The 17675-nt window shown below is 39.7% G+C and carries 19 protein-coding genes; 12 read left to right on the forward strand and 7 right to left on the reverse strand.

The annotated features are described in order from the left end of the window. The 5 genes from OIT90_RS01565 (at position 1) to OIT90_RS01585 (ending at position 3905) form a co-directional block, all read left to right on the forward strand. Positions 1–741, forward strand: a complete 741-nt coding sequence (locus tag OIT90_RS01565; RefSeq protein WP_099663781.1) for a sugar phosphate nucleotidyltransferase — start codon at positions 1–3, stop codon at positions 739–741. Next, positions 738–1703, forward strand: coding sequence for a dTDP-glucose 4,6-dehydratase (gene rfbB, locus OIT90_RS01570; RefSeq protein WP_474892187.1), 966 nt, complete (start codon positions 738–740; stop codon positions 1701–1703). Before OIT90_RS01565 ends, rfbB begins: the two co-directional genes overlap by 4 nt. A gap of 3 nt (positions 1704–1706) precedes the next feature. After that, a complete protein-coding gene (gene rfbD / locus OIT90_RS01575; protein ID WP_041087734.1) occupies positions 1707–2561 on the forward strand; it encodes a dTDP-4-dehydrorhamnose reductase in 855 nt (284 codons plus the stop codon). Beyond that, positions 2554–3009 (forward strand): dTDP-4-dehydrorhamnose 3,5-epimerase family protein, encoded by a 456-nt coding sequence (locus OIT90_RS01580; RefSeq protein ID WP_058838504.1) that lies wholly within the window; start codon positions 2554–2556, stop codon positions 3007–3009. Before rfbD ends, OIT90_RS01580 begins: the two co-directional genes overlap by 8 nt. 104 nt (positions 3010–3113) lie before the next feature. Beyond that, positions 3114–3905, forward strand: a complete 792-nt coding sequence (locus OIT90_RS01585; protein ID WP_474892188.1) for an SDR family oxidoreductase — start codon at positions 3114–3116, stop codon at positions 3903–3905. A gap of 213 nt (positions 3906–4118) precedes the next feature. Here the strand turns inward: OIT90_RS01585 and OIT90_RS01590 are convergent, their stop codons facing one another. The 6 genes from OIT90_RS01590 to OIT90_RS01615 form a co-directional block, all read right to left on the reverse strand. Continuing rightward, a complete protein-coding gene (locus tag OIT90_RS01590) occupies positions 4119–5312 on the reverse strand; it encodes an aminotransferase class I/II-fold pyridoxal phosphate-dependent enzyme (RefSeq protein WP_474892189.1) in 1194 nt (397 codons plus the stop codon). 17 nt (positions 5313–5329) lie between these two features. Beyond that, entirely contained in the window at positions 5330–6751 is a 1422-nt protein-coding gene (locus tag OIT90_RS01595) for an ATP-grasp domain-containing protein (protein WP_474892190.1), read from the reverse strand. 15 nt (positions 6752–6766) lie between these two features. After that, entirely contained in the window at positions 6767–7528 is a 762-nt protein-coding gene (locus tag OIT90_RS01600) for a glucose 1-dehydrogenase (protein WP_039182279.1), read from the reverse strand. After that, the gene (gene bacB, locus OIT90_RS01605) at positions 7525–8232 is read right to left on the reverse strand and encodes a 3-((4R)-4-hydroxycyclohexa-1,5-dien-1-yl)-2-oxopropanoate isomerase (protein WP_039182276.1); all 708 of its coding nucleotides are present in this window, start codon (positions 8230–8232) and stop codon (positions 7525–7527) included. Before bacB ends, OIT90_RS01600 begins: the two co-directional genes overlap by 4 nt. 1 nt (position 8233) lies before the next feature. Next, positions 8234–8836 (reverse strand): type 2 periplasmic-binding domain-containing protein, encoded by a 603-nt coding sequence (locus OIT90_RS01610; protein ID WP_024423797.1) that lies wholly within the window; start codon positions 8834–8836, stop codon positions 8234–8236. Between the two features lie 149 nt (positions 8837–8985). Further along, positions 8986–10218 carry an MFS transporter gene (locus OIT90_RS01615; protein WP_058838509.1) on the reverse strand — a complete coding sequence of 411 codons (1233 nt, stop codon included), beginning with the start codon at positions 10216–10218 and terminating at the stop codon, positions 8986–8988. Positions 10219–10363: 145 nt separating this feature from the next. On the opposite strand from OIT90_RS01615, the gene OIT90_RS01620 reads away from it, so the two are divergent. From OIT90_RS01620 to OIT90_RS01635, 4 genes are all read left to right on the forward strand, one after another. Next, on the forward strand, positions 10364–10843 hold the full coding sequence (locus OIT90_RS01620) for an Lrp/AsnC family transcriptional regulator (protein ID WP_047202792.1): 480 nt from the start codon (positions 10364–10366) through the stop codon (positions 10841–10843). Positions 10844–11396: 553 nt separating this feature from the next. After that, a complete protein-coding gene (locus OIT90_RS01625; protein WP_474892191.1) occupies positions 11397–12365 on the forward strand; it encodes an alpha/beta hydrolase family protein in 969 nt (322 codons plus the stop codon). Between the two features lie 34 nt (positions 12366–12399). Then, complete coding sequence (locus OIT90_RS01630) at positions 12400–13737, forward strand: sensor histidine kinase (RefSeq protein WP_474892192.1); 1338 nt, start codon at positions 12400–12402, stop codon at positions 13735–13737. A 13-nt stretch (positions 13738–13750) separates the two neighbouring features. Further along, positions 13751–14308 carry a response regulator transcription factor gene (locus OIT90_RS01635; protein ID WP_126682455.1) on the forward strand — a complete coding sequence of 186 codons (558 nt, stop codon included), beginning with the start codon at positions 13751–13753 and terminating at the stop codon, positions 14306–14308. Positions 14309–14601: 293 nt separating this feature from the next. Here the strand turns inward: OIT90_RS01635 and OIT90_RS01640 are convergent, their stop codons facing one another. Further along, a complete protein-coding gene (locus OIT90_RS01640) occupies positions 14602–14718 on the reverse strand; it encodes a helix-turn-helix domain-containing protein (protein WP_126682599.1) in 117 nt (38 codons plus the stop codon). A gap of 158 nt (positions 14719–14876) precedes the next feature. Between OIT90_RS01640 and OIT90_RS01645 the strand changes: the two genes are divergently transcribed. The 3 genes from OIT90_RS01645 (at position 14877) to OIT90_RS01655 (ending at position 17655) form a co-directional block, all read left to right on the forward strand. Further along, positions 14877–15080 carry a helix-turn-helix domain-containing protein gene (locus tag OIT90_RS01645; protein ID WP_260563315.1) on the forward strand — a complete coding sequence of 68 codons (204 nt, stop codon included), beginning with the start codon at positions 14877–14879 and terminating at the stop codon, positions 15078–15080. 20 nt (positions 15081–15100) lie between these two features. Then, positions 15101–15388, forward strand: coding sequence for a hypothetical protein (locus tag OIT90_RS01650; protein WP_126682454.1), 288 nt, complete (start codon positions 15101–15103; stop codon positions 15386–15388). 1601 nt (positions 15389–16989) lie between these two features. Continuing rightward, positions 16990–17655 (forward strand): restriction endonuclease, encoded by a 666-nt coding sequence (locus tag OIT90_RS01655; protein WP_474892320.1) that lies wholly within the window; start codon positions 16990–16992, stop codon positions 17653–17655. Positions 17656–17675 lie beyond the last annotated feature (20 nt).

A 17675-nucleotide genomic window follows, 5' to 3' on the forward strand; every position in this document is an offset into this window, starting at 1 on the left:
GTGAAGGGAGTTATTTTAGCAGGAGGAAAGGGATCACGACTGGCGCCTTTAACGAAGATTTTCAATAAACATTTATTGCCGGTTGGTCCATATCCAATGATTTATTGGTCATTGTTCAAATTGAAGGAAGCAGGGATTTTAGATGTGATGGTCATATCACAAGAAGAACAAATCCCGCTGTTTCAAAAGCTGCTTGAAAGCGATCAGGAACTGGGGATGAACATCGTATATCAGGTACAGCCTGAAGCGTCTGGAATATCAGACGGTTTATCCTATGCAAAGCCCTTTGTAGAAGGGGAGAAGTTTGTGCTGATGCTTGGTGATAATGTATTTGAGGATTCACTAAACCCTTTTGTTGAAGCCTTTCAGCAGCAAGAAAGAGGAGCCAAGGTTTTGTTGAAAGAAGTGGCAGATCCAAAGCGGTTTGGCATTGCAGAAATTGATGCCTCGCGCCAACGAATTTTATCAATAGAGGAAAAGCCGGAGTATCCGCGCTCATCTTACTGCGTCACGGGCATCTATTTTTATGACCAGGAAGTCTTTCAATATATTGAGAGAATCTCACCGTCAGATCGAGGCGAATTAGAGATTACAGATGTGAACAATCTGTATATCTCAAATAGCCAGCTGACCTATGATATGTTAAAAGGGTGGTGGATTGATGCAGGAACACATGAATCTCTCCACCAAGCATCTGCGAAAATGTTTGAAACGATGAAGAAAAAAGAGGGATCCGAATGACGAAGTCTTATTTAATTACAGGCGGAGCGGGTTTTATCGGACTGAATTTTGTGAAGCTGCTGCTTCAGGATACAGATGTCCGGCTCACCGTTTTTGATAAATTAACGTATGCCAGCCATCCAGAGGAGATGGATGAATTATTAAAGTTGTCTCATTTTCGTTTTATTCAAGGGGATATCACCCTTCAGCATGAGCTGGATCAAGCATTTGACGAAGTCTATGATGCCATCATTCATTTTGCGGCAGAATCGCATGTTGATCGCAGCATTGAATCAGCAGAGCCTTTTATTCAAACAAATGTCCTCGGAACGTATCGTATGCTTGAAACGGTCTTAAAAGGAAAGGCGAAAAAGCTCATTCATATTTCAACAGACGAAGTATATGGAGATTTGGAGCCAGATGATCCTGCTTTCACAGAACAAACACCACTTTCACCGAATAATCCTTATTCAGCAAGCAAGGCGAGTTCAGACCTGCTTGTGAAATCCTATATCCACACTCACCAATTACCCGCGATGATTACACGATGCAGCAACAATTACGGACCGTATCAGCATGAGGAAAAATTAATCCCGACCATTATTAGAAAAGCAGTCAATGGAGAGAACATCCCGATTTATGGAGACGGTCAGCAAATTCGCGATTGGCTGTATGTAGAGGACCATGCGAGAGCTGTGAAGCAGGTGCTCGAAAATGGCACAGCGGGGCAGGTATACAATATTGGCGGCGGCAATGAGAAAACAAATCTCGATTTGACCAAAACGATTTTATCGCAGCTCGGGATTAGTCATGATCAAATTGCGTTTATTCAAGACCGAAAAGGACATGACAGACGGTATGCCATTGATGCCAGCAAGCTAAAAGGCGAGCTCGGCTGGACGCAGGAGACGTCATTTGAAGAAGGTATCGAAAAAACGATCAATTGGTATCGAGCCAAATACGATCAGAGCGAAGAAGGGTGACGGATGAAAGTTTTAATCACCGGTGCAGGCGGCCAATTGGGGAAAGAATTGAGCAGGCAGCTCAAGGAAAAAGACATGACCGTCATTGCCTTAACGAGGAACATGCTCAATATCGCAGACCAGCAAGCAGTCAGACATGCGATGAGACACTATCAGCCTGATATTGTTGTCAGTGCAGCAGCCTATACATCTGTTGATCAATGTGAAACAGAAACCGAAAAGGCGTATCTTGTGAATGGCATTGGCGCCTACTATACAGCATTAGAAGCAAAGCGCGCAGGGGCTGATGTGTTACATGTCAGTACAGATTATGTGTTTGACGGGCAGGCGGACACCCCTTACCAAGTCGATGCACAAGCAGATCCTCAAACCATTTATGGAAAGAGTAAAAAGCTTGGTGAGGAATTGATTCAGCTTGTATCAGACGAAGTGAAAATCATTCGTACCTCGTGGCTTTACGGACATGAGGGGCATAATTTTGTGAATACCATTCTTCGGCTTGCTGAAACGAAGGATCATTTACGCATTGTGAACGATCAGATAGGGTCTCCTACTTATACAAAGGATGTAGCCGAGGCTCTGATTCATTTGTTTGATCAGAAGGCAGGCGTGTACCATGTCAGTAACCGAGAAAGCTGTTCCTGGTTTGATTTTGCGTCAGAAATTGTGATGAAAAGCGGCTTGTCCGCCACAATTGAGCCGATTTCCACGGAAGAGTATGGCTTCCAAACGCCACGCCCGGCCTATTCTGTCTTAGATCTTCAAGCGATTGAAGCCACAGGCTGGCAGCCGAGGCATTGGAAGGATGCACTTCACGAATACTTGCAGAAAGAAGGGAGATGGCATCAGCATGATTGATGGTGTTCAAACGAAAAAACTCATGAAACATTGTGATGACCGCGGCTTTTTTGCAGAGCTCATTCGAGATGATGAACCGATGCTGAAACGCTTTGGTCAGGCGTCATGGTCGAAAAGCTTTCCAGGCGTGATCAAAGCCTTTCATTATCATGAAAAACAAGACGACGTTTGGTTCTTCCCCGCAGGTCATGCACAGGTCGTGTTATATGATTTGCGTGAGGACTCTCCCACAAAGGGGCAAACCGATGTGTATTATATGGGGGAAGACAATCCGATGCTGCTTCTCATACCAAAGGGTGTCGCGCATGGCTACCGTGTATTAGGTGAGACGCCGCTGCAAATTGTGTATTTCACAACAGAATCGTATGACCCGAAAAACCCAGATGAAAAGCGAATCGCCTGGAATGACGAAATGATCGGGTTTGATTGGGAAACGACATTTAAATAGAGAACGAGGGGCCTTTCGCAGGAGAAAGGTCTTTTTTTGTTGAAATACATTCTATATGTGTCATTTTATGTATATGTACGAAGCTGATAAGAAAAGGGATGTGGATGAGTTTGTCTAAAAGAATTGCATTTGTAACAGGAGCAAGTACAGGAATTGGAAAGGCCATCGCCATAAAGCTTGCCGCTCAAGACAATGTAAAGATCATCATCAATTCTAGAAATCAATCCTCACTAGAAGAAGCGCAGCAGGACATTGGGCGTATGGCAGAAACAAAGGAGCCGGTGGCTCTTTTCTGTGGCGACATGTCAGATGAAGGGGTGCGGGCTGAGGCTTTTGAGGAAATAGAAAAAGAGTTTGGCAGACTGGATGTGTTGATTAATAACATTCCGGGGGGAAAGCCAGATACCTTTGATTCATGTGAGAGCGAGCAGATGATGGCAGCATTTTCTCAAAAAGCCATTGCGTACATTGATACGATGAAGCGTGCAGCAGCGATGATGAAACGACATGAATATGGCCGGATCATTCAAATTGTCGGGAACCTATGGAAGGAACCTGGTGACCAAATGTTTACGAACAGCATGATGAATGCAGCGATTATCAATGCTAGTAAAAATGCTGCCACACAGCTTGCACCTTCAGGGATCACAGTGAATTGTTTAAACCCGGGATTTATTGCTACAGATCGGTATGAACAATTTATCGGAAACATGATATGTAAACAGGCATTATCGCGGGAAGAAGCTGTACAGGCTGTAGCGTCAGGAATTCCAATGCAACGAGTGGGCTCAGCGAGTGAAATGGCTTCATTGGCCGCTTTTATCGCATCAGAGGAAGCCTCCTATCTTACAGGACAACAAATATCTGTCGATGGTGGAGCGATGAAAAGTATATAGCATCAAAAAAACCGCTAGATGCGGTTTTTTGATCCAGCGTGTAGATAAACCCTCGCATTTGGTGTCAGGTCTGCGTGCCGGTGCTTACGAATGTCAAATTCGCTCCGCTCCGGTACTCGTCCTTCCTAGGGCTGCAAAGGTTTTCTATCACGCTGAAAAGAAGACAAATGGCTAAAATCAAGACCCATTTTAGCCATTTGTCAAAAAAACCCGCTAGATGCGGGTTTTTTGATTAAAGCGAATCGGAAGGATGCGAAGCCGGTCGATAAACAGGGCAAGCTGTTCAATTGGAGCAACCATTGAGATGCGGACATGACGTTTTCCATGTGCTCCAAACACCCCCCCGGGCGTGACAACGACATCGGTATGTTCGAGTAAATAGTCTGCAAATGCATGAGAATGTTCAAACTCATCAGGGATTGGAGCCCATAAATAAAAGGCGCCAGCTGGACGTTCGATGGACCATCCTAGCTGCTTTTCTGCCTGACGGATGAAGAAGTGAATTCGTTCAAGGTAGACCTCTTTTAATGATTGAATGTGACGGTCATCACTTTGCAAGGCGACGGTTGCGGCTTGTTGAAATCCGCCATACATACTAACAAACACATGATCTTGGAAGGCGTTAATGGCTTGGATGATGTCCTCATTACCTACAGCAAAAGCGACTCTCCACCCTGCCATATTAAATGTTTTGGATAGAGAATATAATTCTACTCCTACACTTTTTCCAAGAGGAGCATTCAGAAAGCTTACTGGTTTTTGCTCATAATGAAATGAACCATAGGCAAAATCATGAATGACATGCAGTCCGTGAGCTGATGCAAAATCAGCAGCCTCTTCAAAAAATGCATCATTTGCCACAGCACCTGTTGGGTTATTCGGATAATTTAAGAAAAGAACCTTTGCCTTTTTGAGCACCTCCGGATCAATTGAAGAGAAATTCGGCAAATAGCCATTTTTTGATTCAAGTTTGATGCAGTAGGGCTTTGCGTCTGCCATCAAGATCCCAGAATGATATTCTGGGTATCCTGGATCGGGGACGAGGGCAATGTCCCCTGGGTCAAGCAGACACTGACTCATGACATAAAGGCCTGTTTTCCCCCCATTGAAAAGGGCCACTTCTTTCTGTGGGTCTATCTCAGTGCCGAATTCTTTTTTGTAGAAATCTGCAATGGCTTGCTTGAAAAAGTCGAAGCCTCTAAAAGGTGCATACTGCTGAAACTCTAAAGTGCCTGCTGCCTCTTGAAGCGCGCTTACGATATGTGCAGGAGTCGGAAGATCAGGATTTCCCTGCCCAAGGTTGATGATGTTCGCCCCGTTTTGTGCTTTATGCGCAATTTTCTCAAAGACGGTTCCAAATTTCTGTTCTGGCAGCCGTTCAATCACGTTAGATGGTAAGATCTTCACCACATTACCCTCTCTTTCTATCCCTTCACTAATTCATCCATTAACTGAATGGCAGCTTGCTTCTGTAAGTTGCGGATGGATGCGGCAACATCCTGTGAGGATGACCCTTTTAATTCAAGCGACACGATGCCATTAAAGGCTTCAAATAAAGAGAGATCCACAAAGGTGCCTTTAGATGGGACGGATTCACTGACGATCACAGTATCTCCAACTAAAGCATCCTGCGGAATATGGACATGATCAATGGTGATATGTGTGGCCTCTGCCGGTATGTGTCCGCTTTCTTTGAAATGCTGAGGGTATAAATGGCAGTCTGCTATATAATGCGTATGTCCAGAAAGCAGCTCTTTTGGCAGATTCGCTTTTTTTCCATCGACTAATACATCGATCAGCAGCTTGGCCATATCCACACCAAACACTTTTTTGATATTCGGAATCATATTCCAGCCAGCAAATCTAGCTGCGGATTCGATCAGTCCTGTTTCTCGATTTTTCATGAGCTTGATCTCTGTATGGGTCGCACAGTTTTCAAGTCCCAGCCCTTCATTTGCCTTCTTAGCTGCCTCAATGATGATTTGCTGTGCTTCATTGTCTAGGATCGAGGGAGTAATATGAGCCGTTTCTGTAAAACCGATTTGAGGGGTCTTGTCATGTATGACAAAAGGGATATATTTTCCCTCCACGACGAACCCTTCTACACTGACATAATCAGAATAGCCACCCTCTTGATACCAATCCTCGTAAGCCCCCTCTAAGTACGTTTCAGCGACAAATGGTGCTTCATATGTCACAGCGTTTGGGACGGGAATGGTTTGCAAATAGGACTGTACGTTTAAAAAGAGATCATCACTGCCGGCTCTGTCATGAAAAAGGGTCACGCCAATCGAGCTTGCTAAATATGTAGGCTTTAAAATAAGCGGTGTCCCGATATGTTCAATAGCTTGCTGGAAATCAGCTAAAGTGGTGACAGGCTGAGTTTTCACCGCTTTGACACCAGCAGCGTTGAATGCAGCTCTCATTTGGCTTTTATCACGCGCCATTTCAGCTGCTTTTACCCCAGCGCCGCGCAGCCCCAGCCGTTCGGCGGCTTTTGCCATTGGTGCAATGAATAATTCATTATTGGTGGTGATGGCATCAGCTTTGAAAAAGGAAGCCACACGGACTAGGTCATCCACCACCTCTTCCTCTGATTTCAAATAATCATCATGTGCCCAGTAAATAGAATCAGGGTGCTCAAAAGAAGGGTGTGTCTCAAAATAATCACGGTCTTTGATGACGGCAATGGAGTATTTTTCTATTAGTTCAGCGTGTCCCTTTGTAATGGCAAAGGGTCTCGGGATGTAAGAAACGATATGATAAGATGCCGCCACGCTTTCATAAAACATATGGGGCGGGCATCCTCCTAAGTCAGCAATGACAAGTACGGTTTTTTTACTCAATGAAAGCACTCCTTTTTATCTAGCGGTGTAACCGCCATCTGCTGTGACAACACTTCCAGTCATATAGCTGGATAGATCAGAGGCGAGAAACAGCATCACGCCCGCAATTTCTTCAGGTTTTCCGAGACGAAGCAAGGGATTCACCTTTGCTTTTTCCTTTTTGACAACCTCAAGACTTTCTGAATGATTGTCTAAAAAGGATTTTTCATTTAATGGCGTATCAATGATGCCTGGGGCGATACAATTCACCTTGATTTGATGAGCGGCATAGTCAATCGCCATCGATTTGGTGAGCTGGATGACACCGCCCTTTGTTGCGTTGTATGCAGGAATGTCAGGCCAGCCAACGAGACCTCCGACAGATCCAGTATTAATAATACTTCCGCTTTTCTTCTCAAGCATATGCGGCAATGTATGCTTACTCATGAGAAATACACCCGTCAGGTTGACCTGTAGAATGTGGTTCCAATCTTCCAGTGTCATCTCGTGAATAGGTGAGACAATTTCGATGCCTGCATTGTTAATCAACACATCAATTGTCCCGAATTGGCTCAGCACGGATTGAACGGTTTTTTGACAGTCAGCCTCATTTGTAATATCTGTTTTGAAAAACGCAGCATGTTCATGAGGCAATGATTCAACGAGTTGTTTACCGCTATCTTCATTAATATCAGCCACAGCTACTTTTGCTCCGTGTTCAAGGAAAAGCTTGACGGCGGCAAGCCCAATCCCAGACGCACCTCCTGTAATCAGGACGACTTTTCCGGCAATGTTCATTTCTTCACCTTAGACGCTTTTGGCTTTAAGCGGTTATAGCGTGGAGGGAAGAAGAGATTAATAGACTTTGATGCTTCTGGCTTTGGATTAATGGCGCCGTGATCTTCTTTTGGATCACAGAAGTAGGTCGTGCCAAATTCCATCTTCTCTGTAAAGCCTTCAATCGTCATATCGTATCCACCGCTAATGCAAATCCCAATTTGTTCATTACGGTGCTTATGAAAAGGCATTTCCCCGCCATTCCCCGGAATGTTGGCAATCATAAGCTCCATCCAGTCCTCCACAAAAAAGGTCACTTCCATGCCAGGAAGCAAATCACGCGTTTTGAAAATGTCTAAGAAATAAGTAGGAGGAGCCGTATATTCCTCGCCATCTTTTAATCTCTTAATATCAATGGCGATCACTTCTTCATCTGTCAGATTCGATGCGCCGTGAGGAACGAATGGTGGTGCAATATAGGCTGATTCTAATGGGGTGAGCACTTGGGTCGATTGGCCGACCGTCATTTGAAGCTCGCCTTTTAATACGATGCCGATTTGCGCTTCTGGATGCTCGTGAGGTTCGATGATCGTGTGAGGAGGGACGTATGAAATTAACACTTCCGTATCGCCTCTGACAGTAGAATATTGGATGACACCATTATCCCATTCTCGTTTTTTCGCTTGAGGAAAATATAATTCTTGCACCTTTTGTTCAGTCGTCATGTTACATCTCTCCTTTTCCGAATATAGACCAGCTCATAGGAATGCTTTTAAATGTTCGAATGAAGGTGAGGCCGTATGTAGCTCTAGCCACCTCATTGGTTAAAGCGAAATCAAATTCGCCGTCTCTTACTTTTTGTGCGGCTGTACTTGTGGAATTGACAAGCTCAAATTCAGCATTTTGATGAATAAAATATTGAATCAAATTCACAGGTGCAGGATGAGAAACAATTTTTAAATGGTGAAGCATTTGTTCTTGAAAGGGGAAATCTGGCCTGACAGCCAAACCATACATGGGCGTGTCACATCTGAATATTTGTAAAAGCTGCAGGTCAGGTCTCATGTAGAAATGTTTGATTCCTTCGTATGCGTGTGGAACGAGAGTGTATTGGAGTGCGTTAGAGAGAGTATGTTCAATGCAAGTTTCGAATGTGTCGTAAAGGGATAGTTTCGTATGAGTGCCGAGTGTAGTGGTGGAATGAGAGATGAAATGTTTTGCTGCATATTCACTGCTTGTCCCCTTAGGGCCTAATGTATTGACTGTAAACATCTTAGGTGAAACGATGGGCTCTTCTTTGAAATGAAAAACATCATTCTTTAAGATCATGTTTACCATCCAATCTTTTTCAAATTTTTACTAGATTATAAAAAATAAAATTGGTAATTGTCAACAAAATTTATAAAAAATGTATTTTATGATGATATTAAAAATTGATCTAAAAAACTGCACATATCGAGATGTGCAGTGAAATGAGCTCACGTTTCAAAGGTATTTTTATGTTTCTGCTGTAAGGTTTTTTCACGTTTATAGCTGATGAAGCTGATGAGAAAACCAACGAGCGTAATGAGTGCACATACAAGTCCTACCGTATGATAGCCGAAATGGACATAAACAGGTCCCATCAAAGCGGACCCAAGCATAACGGCTAGATTGGAAGCAAGGCTGTAAAAAGCCATCACTTTGCCTCGGTGGGTTTGGGAGCAGTCGCTCAGGACGGTGCTCAAAAGCGTGACGGATAAACTTTGCATGGCACCCCAAATAAATAAAGCGAAAATGAGCAATGTCCATGAGAACGGTGCATAAGGAAGTAAGGCAAGAACGAGCGCAATCCCGCCCAGCACAAAGAAAAGAGACCGTGTTTTGCCAAACCAATCTGCTAATTTCCCCGTAAATATACTCATGGAAAAACCAACGCCATAAGCCATGATCAGAAGTCCAGCTGTTGATTGCCCTCCGGAAAACAAACTTTGCAGGTAAGCTCCTAAAAATGAGTACATGCCATAAAATCCAAGCATGTTACAAAATGTCACGGTCAAATAGGCAGGGACACGGTCGATTTTCAAAGCCCCCCATAAAGAACCTGATTTCTCCCTAGCTTGAGGTGCCTTCTTATCAGCTGTGGCGACTTGTTTTCTAGATTCAAGGATGACGAGCAGCAGGACAACGAGACTCATCATGGCGAAAATCCAAAATGTCCAGCGCCAGTTCAAACTTTGACCGATAAAAGCGCCAATGGGCACACCAAGGACAAGAGAAAGAGACCAGCTCGAGACAATGAGTCCCATCACTTTGCCGCGATATTCATATGGAACCCGGTCCCCCACAAGAGCATAGGCTGTTGGCACAAATACACCAGTCGCCAGCCCAGAAATAGCACGGCCGGTAAAAAACACGGCCAAATTTGGGGCAGCAGCACACATCACTGTTCCAATCAAAAAGAAAGACAGCCCAATTATCAAACACAGCTCTCTTGAATACCGGTCCCCTAAAGGAACGAGAAGCGGAGCTCCAACCAGCACAGCTAACCCATAAATGCTGATGGAAAGAGCGAGAACATCAAGAGAGTGCTGAAATGAGTTTGATAAATCAGGCAGCAGTGGTGAAATCACCAGTTCCTCCGATCCCGCCGCAAAAACGCCAAGTGTGAGTGCGATGGCAAGTGTGATGGGAAATGTTTTAGAAGCCTGGCTGTCTAAAGATTCTTTCATCAAGTGATCCCTCCATACTTGCTTTTTCATTCAATTCCGTTAAAATAAATTCTACCATTATTTAGTTTTATTTTACATTTCGCATCATAAGTATTATCATCAAATACTTTTCAAATGGAACGATTTTTGGATAGGAGAGGTACGAATGAAAATCACCGATGTTGATGTGCATATTTTAAATGAATTGAGAGAAGATGCCCGCTTATCCATGAGGGAATTGTCCAAACGAGTGAATTTATCAGCACCTGCGGTAGCAGAAAGAGTGCGTAAATTAGAGGACGCAGGGATTATCGAAGGGTATTCTGTTCAGGTCAATTATAAAAAATTAGGGCTTCTGATTGACTGCCTGCTGGAAGTTACGGTGTTAAATGGGGAGTATCAGCGTTTTGTGGCTTTTATGAACGAGCACCCACGCGCTTTTTTTGCTTATCGAGTGGCAGGACAGTCTTGCTTTTTCATTAAGCTGTCAGTTTCGTCTCTTGAAGAAATTGAAGCCTTTATTCAAGAAGTGTCTGGATTTACAAAAACCGTCTCCCATATTGTCTTGTCAGAGCACTCTTTTTCTCATCCTATTCAGGAACGCTTGAAACAAATAGAAGAGCCAGAAATGACCGTGATGAAATAAAAAAGGACCTATGTCAGGTCCTTTTTATTCGTTTATCTGACTGATAACTCATAAACGTAATGATAAGGCCAATAAATGTCACAGCTGCAGCAAATAACGGAACAAGCTGTAAATGTGTGATGTCGATAGCAAGACCGCCAAGCGCTGCACCGCCGGCATTCCCAATATTAAAGGCAGAATGGCTGAGGACATATATACAAAATAAATTAAACAGACTAAATGTATTTGTAAAAATGTGAATTGTTAATAAGGTATTATTGCTGATGTGAAGTTGTTGATTGTGGATTTATATGAATCATTAAAATCTCTCAATCTATTAATATATATGCATCAACAAGGTTTTTATAATTTCCCTTATATTTTTTGTCTTTTATTTTTATTGTTTATCTTTATATTAATTGTTTCTTTAATCTACCTTGTTTATTACACATCATTGGCTTACTAATTAGCCTTCATTCATCAATTTAGTTATTTAATTTGTTTCCAAAAAAATAACCTTTTTATGCTAAAATATTCGTATAGTAATAATTTGAAATTAAAGGAGTTAATTCTTTTGAAGCTTTTAAAAGTAATAGATTACGCAGCATTAATGGATATGCACAGAACAAGAAGCAAAGAAAGTCACTATAACAATTTGCCTATTGACGTAGGTAACAGGGATCGTTTTTTTAGTGCTCAGCCAATTGATTTAGAATTCCACATCAACAACCATACAGCAAACTTAAAAAGTGGAATATTTTCTTTTAATTCAAGCATCAAATCTGGTGTAGATAAGAATGACAAGGTTTCTGGGGAAGTGTTTTTACGAAAAGAGTCAAAGCACAACCCCAATGTAATCTTCGTACATGGATGGCGAATGGATTCATACGACAGAATCAAGAAGATTTATCACGATAAGATCGTTAAAAATTATGATTGGAATATGTATTACTACACGCTGCCTTATCATTTCGATAGGGAACCACAAAATTCAACATATTCTGGTGAACAGATGATTAGTGCTAATATAAGTCGAACAGTGCAATCTTCCCAGCAAGCTATTGTTGAACTTAGAGGGTTGATTAAATGGATCAAGGAAAATGAAGGTGGGGAAATAATCGTAGTTGGTATTAGTTTAGGAGGGTGGCTAACAAACTTATTAGCAACAGTCGAGAAAGACGTGAATATTGTTGTATCAGCTTTTTATGCGAATAATATTGCGCATTCCATCTGGAACACTCTTCCTGGGAAGTATATACGAAGAGATCTGGAGGAACATGGAACAGAGTATGAAGAACTCGACAAAGCTTGGGATATTATGAACCCTAGTAAAGCAAAACTTCTCGTAGACAAAGAAAATGTACTCTTAATATCAGGAAAATATGACATGTATATTGACATAAACGATGCAGATACTCTGTGGAATAGCTGGAATCAACCTAAAAGGCACGTATACAGTTGTGGCCATGCTGGAATTGTACTATCTAGAAATAGAATAGCAGCCGACACACTTCAATTTATTGAAAGCAGGCTAAAGAAATAAAATGATGTTCATCCTAACTGCATTGTTGTGGGCCATGAGTTTAGTTTTGTTTCTTACTTATCCTGAAAATGAAAAAACAAGATGGGGCAGCTTTATAGGATTTTTTGGTGGTTTTGGTGGTTTAAGTGTAATTTTGTCGTATTACTTGGATGGTTCATCTAGCCATCTACAGCTAATCCATTATATTACATCATCGCTAGGACACTATGGAACAGCATATGCAATTATGATTTTCGGCCTTGTGTTCTCAGAAATAATCAAAAGTAAAAAGCGAAGTTTCATTTGGAAAATAATTTTGTTCATACCCGTAATCATTATGCAGATTTACTTTACAGAATTTCCTCAATGGCAAACACATCATGTATTTCTCTCTTTATGGGTCGTACCATATGTCTTTATTTCAATAGGTTTGATGGTTTATGCAGCATATACAGAAAAGAGTATAACAAGCAAAAGACAAAAGATTTATACATGTCTAGTTGTTGTTCCAACACTATTATTTGCGGTATTCACCAATATAATTTTAGAAGCCTTTGGAATATTTGGTGTGTGGATGCTAAACCCTTGGGTCATAGCTATTGCTTTTGTATTATTTGTTTATTTTATAATCAAATATGGCTTCCTGGGAGTACAGATAAAGTTTGAAAAACAAAGAAGAGACTTAACAATGAAGGCAGTAACATCTGGTACTGCCTTATTAAATCATTCAATAAAAAATGAAGTAGCCAAAATAGATCTCCTTGCAAATAATCTGAAAGGGTCAAAATTTGGGGGAAATCAGGAATCAGTTGATATGATTCTTAAATCAGCCAATCACTTGTTTGAGTTGTCGAGCCGTATTCAAAGTAAACTTGATATTATTGAATTAAAGGAAACAGAATTTAATATTATAGATCTTGTTAATTCAAGTGTTGAACTACTTCAGCCACAGATCAGCACTGTTCAATTAAAGAAATTATTTGAAGTGGATGCGAATATCTATGCAGACCCTATTCACTTGCAAGAAACATTATTAAATTTAATGAAAAATGCGATGGAAGCAATGGGGGATAATAAGCAGATAAAGATCAGAGTCTACCAGTTGCGTCGTAAATTACATATTGATGTCGCTGATAATGGTAAGGGCGTTAATAAAGAAATGCAGGCCAAAATGTTGGACCCCTTTTTCTCTACGAAAAAGAAGGTTGGAAATTTTGGTCTTGGCTTAACATATTGTTATAACGTCATGACAAAACACAACGGCAGCATAAAAGTAAATAGCCAACTAGGAGAGGGAACAACTATAACCTTAACTATTCCTAGAAACAGAGTTATCAACTTAAAATCAAGTTCAAGTTCGAAAAAAGAAATTGTTGGTGAAAGCTATGGATAATAGGATCAAGGTAATGATTGTTGAGGATGATCCAGTATGGATGAAAGGTATTAGCGACTTAATTTCAAAAGAAAAAGATATGGTTGTTGTAAAAAAAGCTTTCACGAAAAGTGAAGCCTTACAGCTGGAGAATCATGAAATTGATATTATTCTTATGGATTTAACTTTATCTGAAGATGAGGAATTAGGCGGTTTAGATTTATCAAAAGAGTTAGTTGAAAGAGGTTTCCAGAAGATCATAATGCTTACTTCCTGGGAAGAGCCTGCAATCATTCTAGATTCATTTGATCAAGGGGCCATGAATTACATTAACAAGTCATCGTACAAAGATATTCCAAAATTTATTAGAGAAGCTTTTATAGATAAGGTTACATTAAATGCGAATGTTTCAAGTCTGTTGATTAATGAACTGCGTATAGAGAGAAAAGCCAGCATATTAACTCCGGCCGAAAGAGAGGTTTATAAATTAAAAGAAAAAGGGTTAACAAGAGGGCAGATTGCAGAACATTTGTTTAAATCGGTCGAAACAATAAAAAAACAGTTGAAGACGATAAAGAAGAAACTTAAATAAAGGGGGGGGGGTATAAAATTAACCCTCCCTTTTTGTTTTATCATCTTGTAAAGTAATATTCGTAATCGAATTTGAAAATCCGCTTAATAGGTCACGTTCCTTATCACTTAATTCGTTGAAGGATTGTATGAGGGGGCAATATTATTCATATGTGAAAGAACATTAGTTGACAAAAATGATTGATTAAACTCTATTTCGCAACCTGAAATTTGATTAAGAAATTGTTTAATATTCCCATTATTCTGGGCGATATCATCAATTTCAAGGAAGAGAGATTTAGGCAGAACTTCATACTATGTAATATTTAAAGCTTTGCAAATTTTAATCAGTGTCTCGATGTTTGGAGAGGAAGTCCCCCTTTCAATTTTACTTATAGTGGATTGGGAGGCTCCTGAAAGTAGAGAGTTCAGGAGATGATATCTTTAATACTTGCCTGCGTTTGAGAATATTACTTCCTATTCCATTTCGTAATTCGTTCATAAGATCCACGCACCAATGCTTGTTTTTTATTTAATAATAGCAGAAAAAGGTGAGATATTTTAATCCCCTAAGAATATTCCTTAAGGAGGTGAAAACCATAAAGAACATCGTTAAAGAAAAGAGAAAAGAAAAAGGGTGGACCCAGTTTCATTTGGCAACAGCTTCCGGGGTTTCACAAGCAACCATCTCTAAGATTGAGAATGGAGACTATAATAAATCCTCTCTTGCCGTAATGATGAAAATCGCGCAAACATTAGGAATAAAGATAGAGGATTTAACAGAAAATTTATAAACGGTGGTGCAACATCAAATATGAGACAAGCGCAAAAAAAGTCAGAAGAAAAAATGGTAAGATTTGAATTTGTTGATCTTGCTAATACAGTGACGATTAAGACCTTTAATAAAGAGATTTATGTTTTGAAATCAAGTTTATTTGTTCAAAATGTCAATAATAATCAAATCTTAAGATTTCATGAAATTTATTATGATATAAGAACAGTAAGAACAATTGAAGGCAAAGTTCTTGCTAAACGCAAGAATAGAAATAGTGAATTGGTTAAGGTTGGAAGATCAAGATCAGTTAGTTATAGAGCAAGTTAAACTGTAATGATTATTAGAATGTTCCTTGAAAAAAAATTATGCGTGGTGCTTGGTCGAAGATCACCAACCAAGTTAACTATACGACTAATCTAGTTAGTGGGGAGAAGCTTAAAATCCACTTGTGATCCAATTCGTGACTGAGGTTTTCTATTTATAATAGGAAATTCAAGGTTGTTGGTACATGCCAAAAACCAACATTATAAAAAGAGATAATACGAATAAATATGGAAGTTACATTTCTTGTACCATATAATGTATTTTAAGTTGGTTTCCATATTTAATTGTAGCACCTAGAGTCTTTTATTACGGCATTCATTCTTAGAAAAAAGCGTTAAAAGCTGGAGTGAGACTTGAAAAAAATTATGTCAAAACAAAAACTAAAGATGAACAGAAAAACATTGTGACTAGCAATGAGAAAAGTAATCAAGGCGTTACTAGTAAAACCGAAGAACAAACTCCTAGCAGCAATAAGAAAGTCCAAAATGGATACAGTTCAAATAAATCTAATAATAATTCCAATGTTTCTAGATCACTTAAATCAAAATATTCCCAAGAAAAATCACAATATTAGTTCTAGTTCAACTAGCCAAAAAAATCTTAAGTAAAAAAAGAGACTCAAAAAAAAGTCGCTTAATAAATTCTATCTCTAACGGTAAAAGAACTGGTGGTGGCAATATTAAAAATAATGGAGGTAACAGTGAAGGTGAACTTGACGTGACATGGGATGAACTAAATAAATAGCAAGAAAAAAGAGTATTTCTTAAAAAGAAATACTCTTTTTTTATTAAAAAGGGCGAGGATACCTATATGAAATTATTATTAAGGCGTTTATTGATTGTTTTAAGTTTAATTGTTATTGCTTCTTTAATGCTAACCCAACCACTAATAATACAGCCAGGGGGATAGAAACATTTAGGGTTAATAATGAGGGCTATTTAGAAATGGATGAGAAAGTATTGTACATGTTAATCAATGGAAAAAGGGAGAAGGTCTCGTTTGAAAAATTGATTAATCATGGTAAAAGAATTAAGAATTAGTTATTGATGAATAGATTGAAAGTATGCATTTGAACTGTCTTTTTTATTCAATCTTTTCAATAAAAATACTACGTATGCAGCTTCACCCAAAATTGATGGTGCCGGATGATTATCTACTTACGAAGGTGCATGTAACAGCATATCTAGAGTCATTGCTGTCGGAAGTTGAAGCAGGCAAAATGACGAAAGAAGACTTTTACATGGAATTGAAGTAATTTGTCAATAAAATTTATTTTTCCATTAAGAACAACGTAAAGAGAATAATTGTTGAACGAGAAGTAATAGCAACATGTAAACAGTGCGGAAAAACTATTCTTAAAAATTCTAAGGCTTATAGTTTAAAACAACTTGGAGAAATTGGGGTAGAAAAAAGTTGCGCTAAAGGAAGCAGCCAAATGACTCAATGGGTTTACTGTAAAAGTGAAACTAAAGTTAAGCAAGGGTAAAGCTTGGGCCAATTGATAGTCTATAGCTTTGAAAATAAAAGAGTGGAATTTGCTGAGCAAAGATAGCCTCCTATTTAGGAGGTTTTTTCTTTCTTTACAATAGGAGGAGTCAATTTTGGTGAGGACAAATATCTTATTGAAACTACCTAACACCTGGAATGTCTTGTTTATTGTATTTGCCGTGATCGTAATGATAGGTGTTTATTATCATGTTGCAAACTATCTTTCAAAGAACAAAAACAAGAAAAAATTCATAAAGTCCGGCATCAAGGATATTGATTATATGAATGATTTTCAGTTTGAGCAATATCTGGCATATATGTTTAGCGCCAATGATTATAAGGTTCAGGTGACACCTGAAAGGAAGGGTTTTAGGGCTGATTTTATCATAAAAAAATCAGGAGCAAAGATCGTAGTGCAAGCAAAGCGTCAAAAAGCTAAGGTTGGTATAAAAGCGATTCAGGAAATAGTGACCGCTAAAAATCACTATAAGGCTGAAGAGTCCTGGGTAATCACGAACAACTTTTATACTAAAGGTGCGCGAGAACTGGCTGAAAGCAATGATGTTAAGCTTTTGGATAGATACAAACTCATTGAACTAATGACAGCACTCAATTTATCAGTAAGCATGACAGCTGGTGAATTCAAACAGAAAGGAAAGGCAAAGCCGATCAAGTGTGTTTGTGGTGCTGAAATGGTCAGTAAAAAGAATAGGCATTCTGGCCGTTCGTTTTATGGTTGCACAACGTATCCAAAATGCTCACATACAAAGTCAATACTGTGATTTTCTTTCTGACCTCATGA

The sequence above is a fragment of the Bacillus sp. ABR genome, assembly GCF_056172715.1.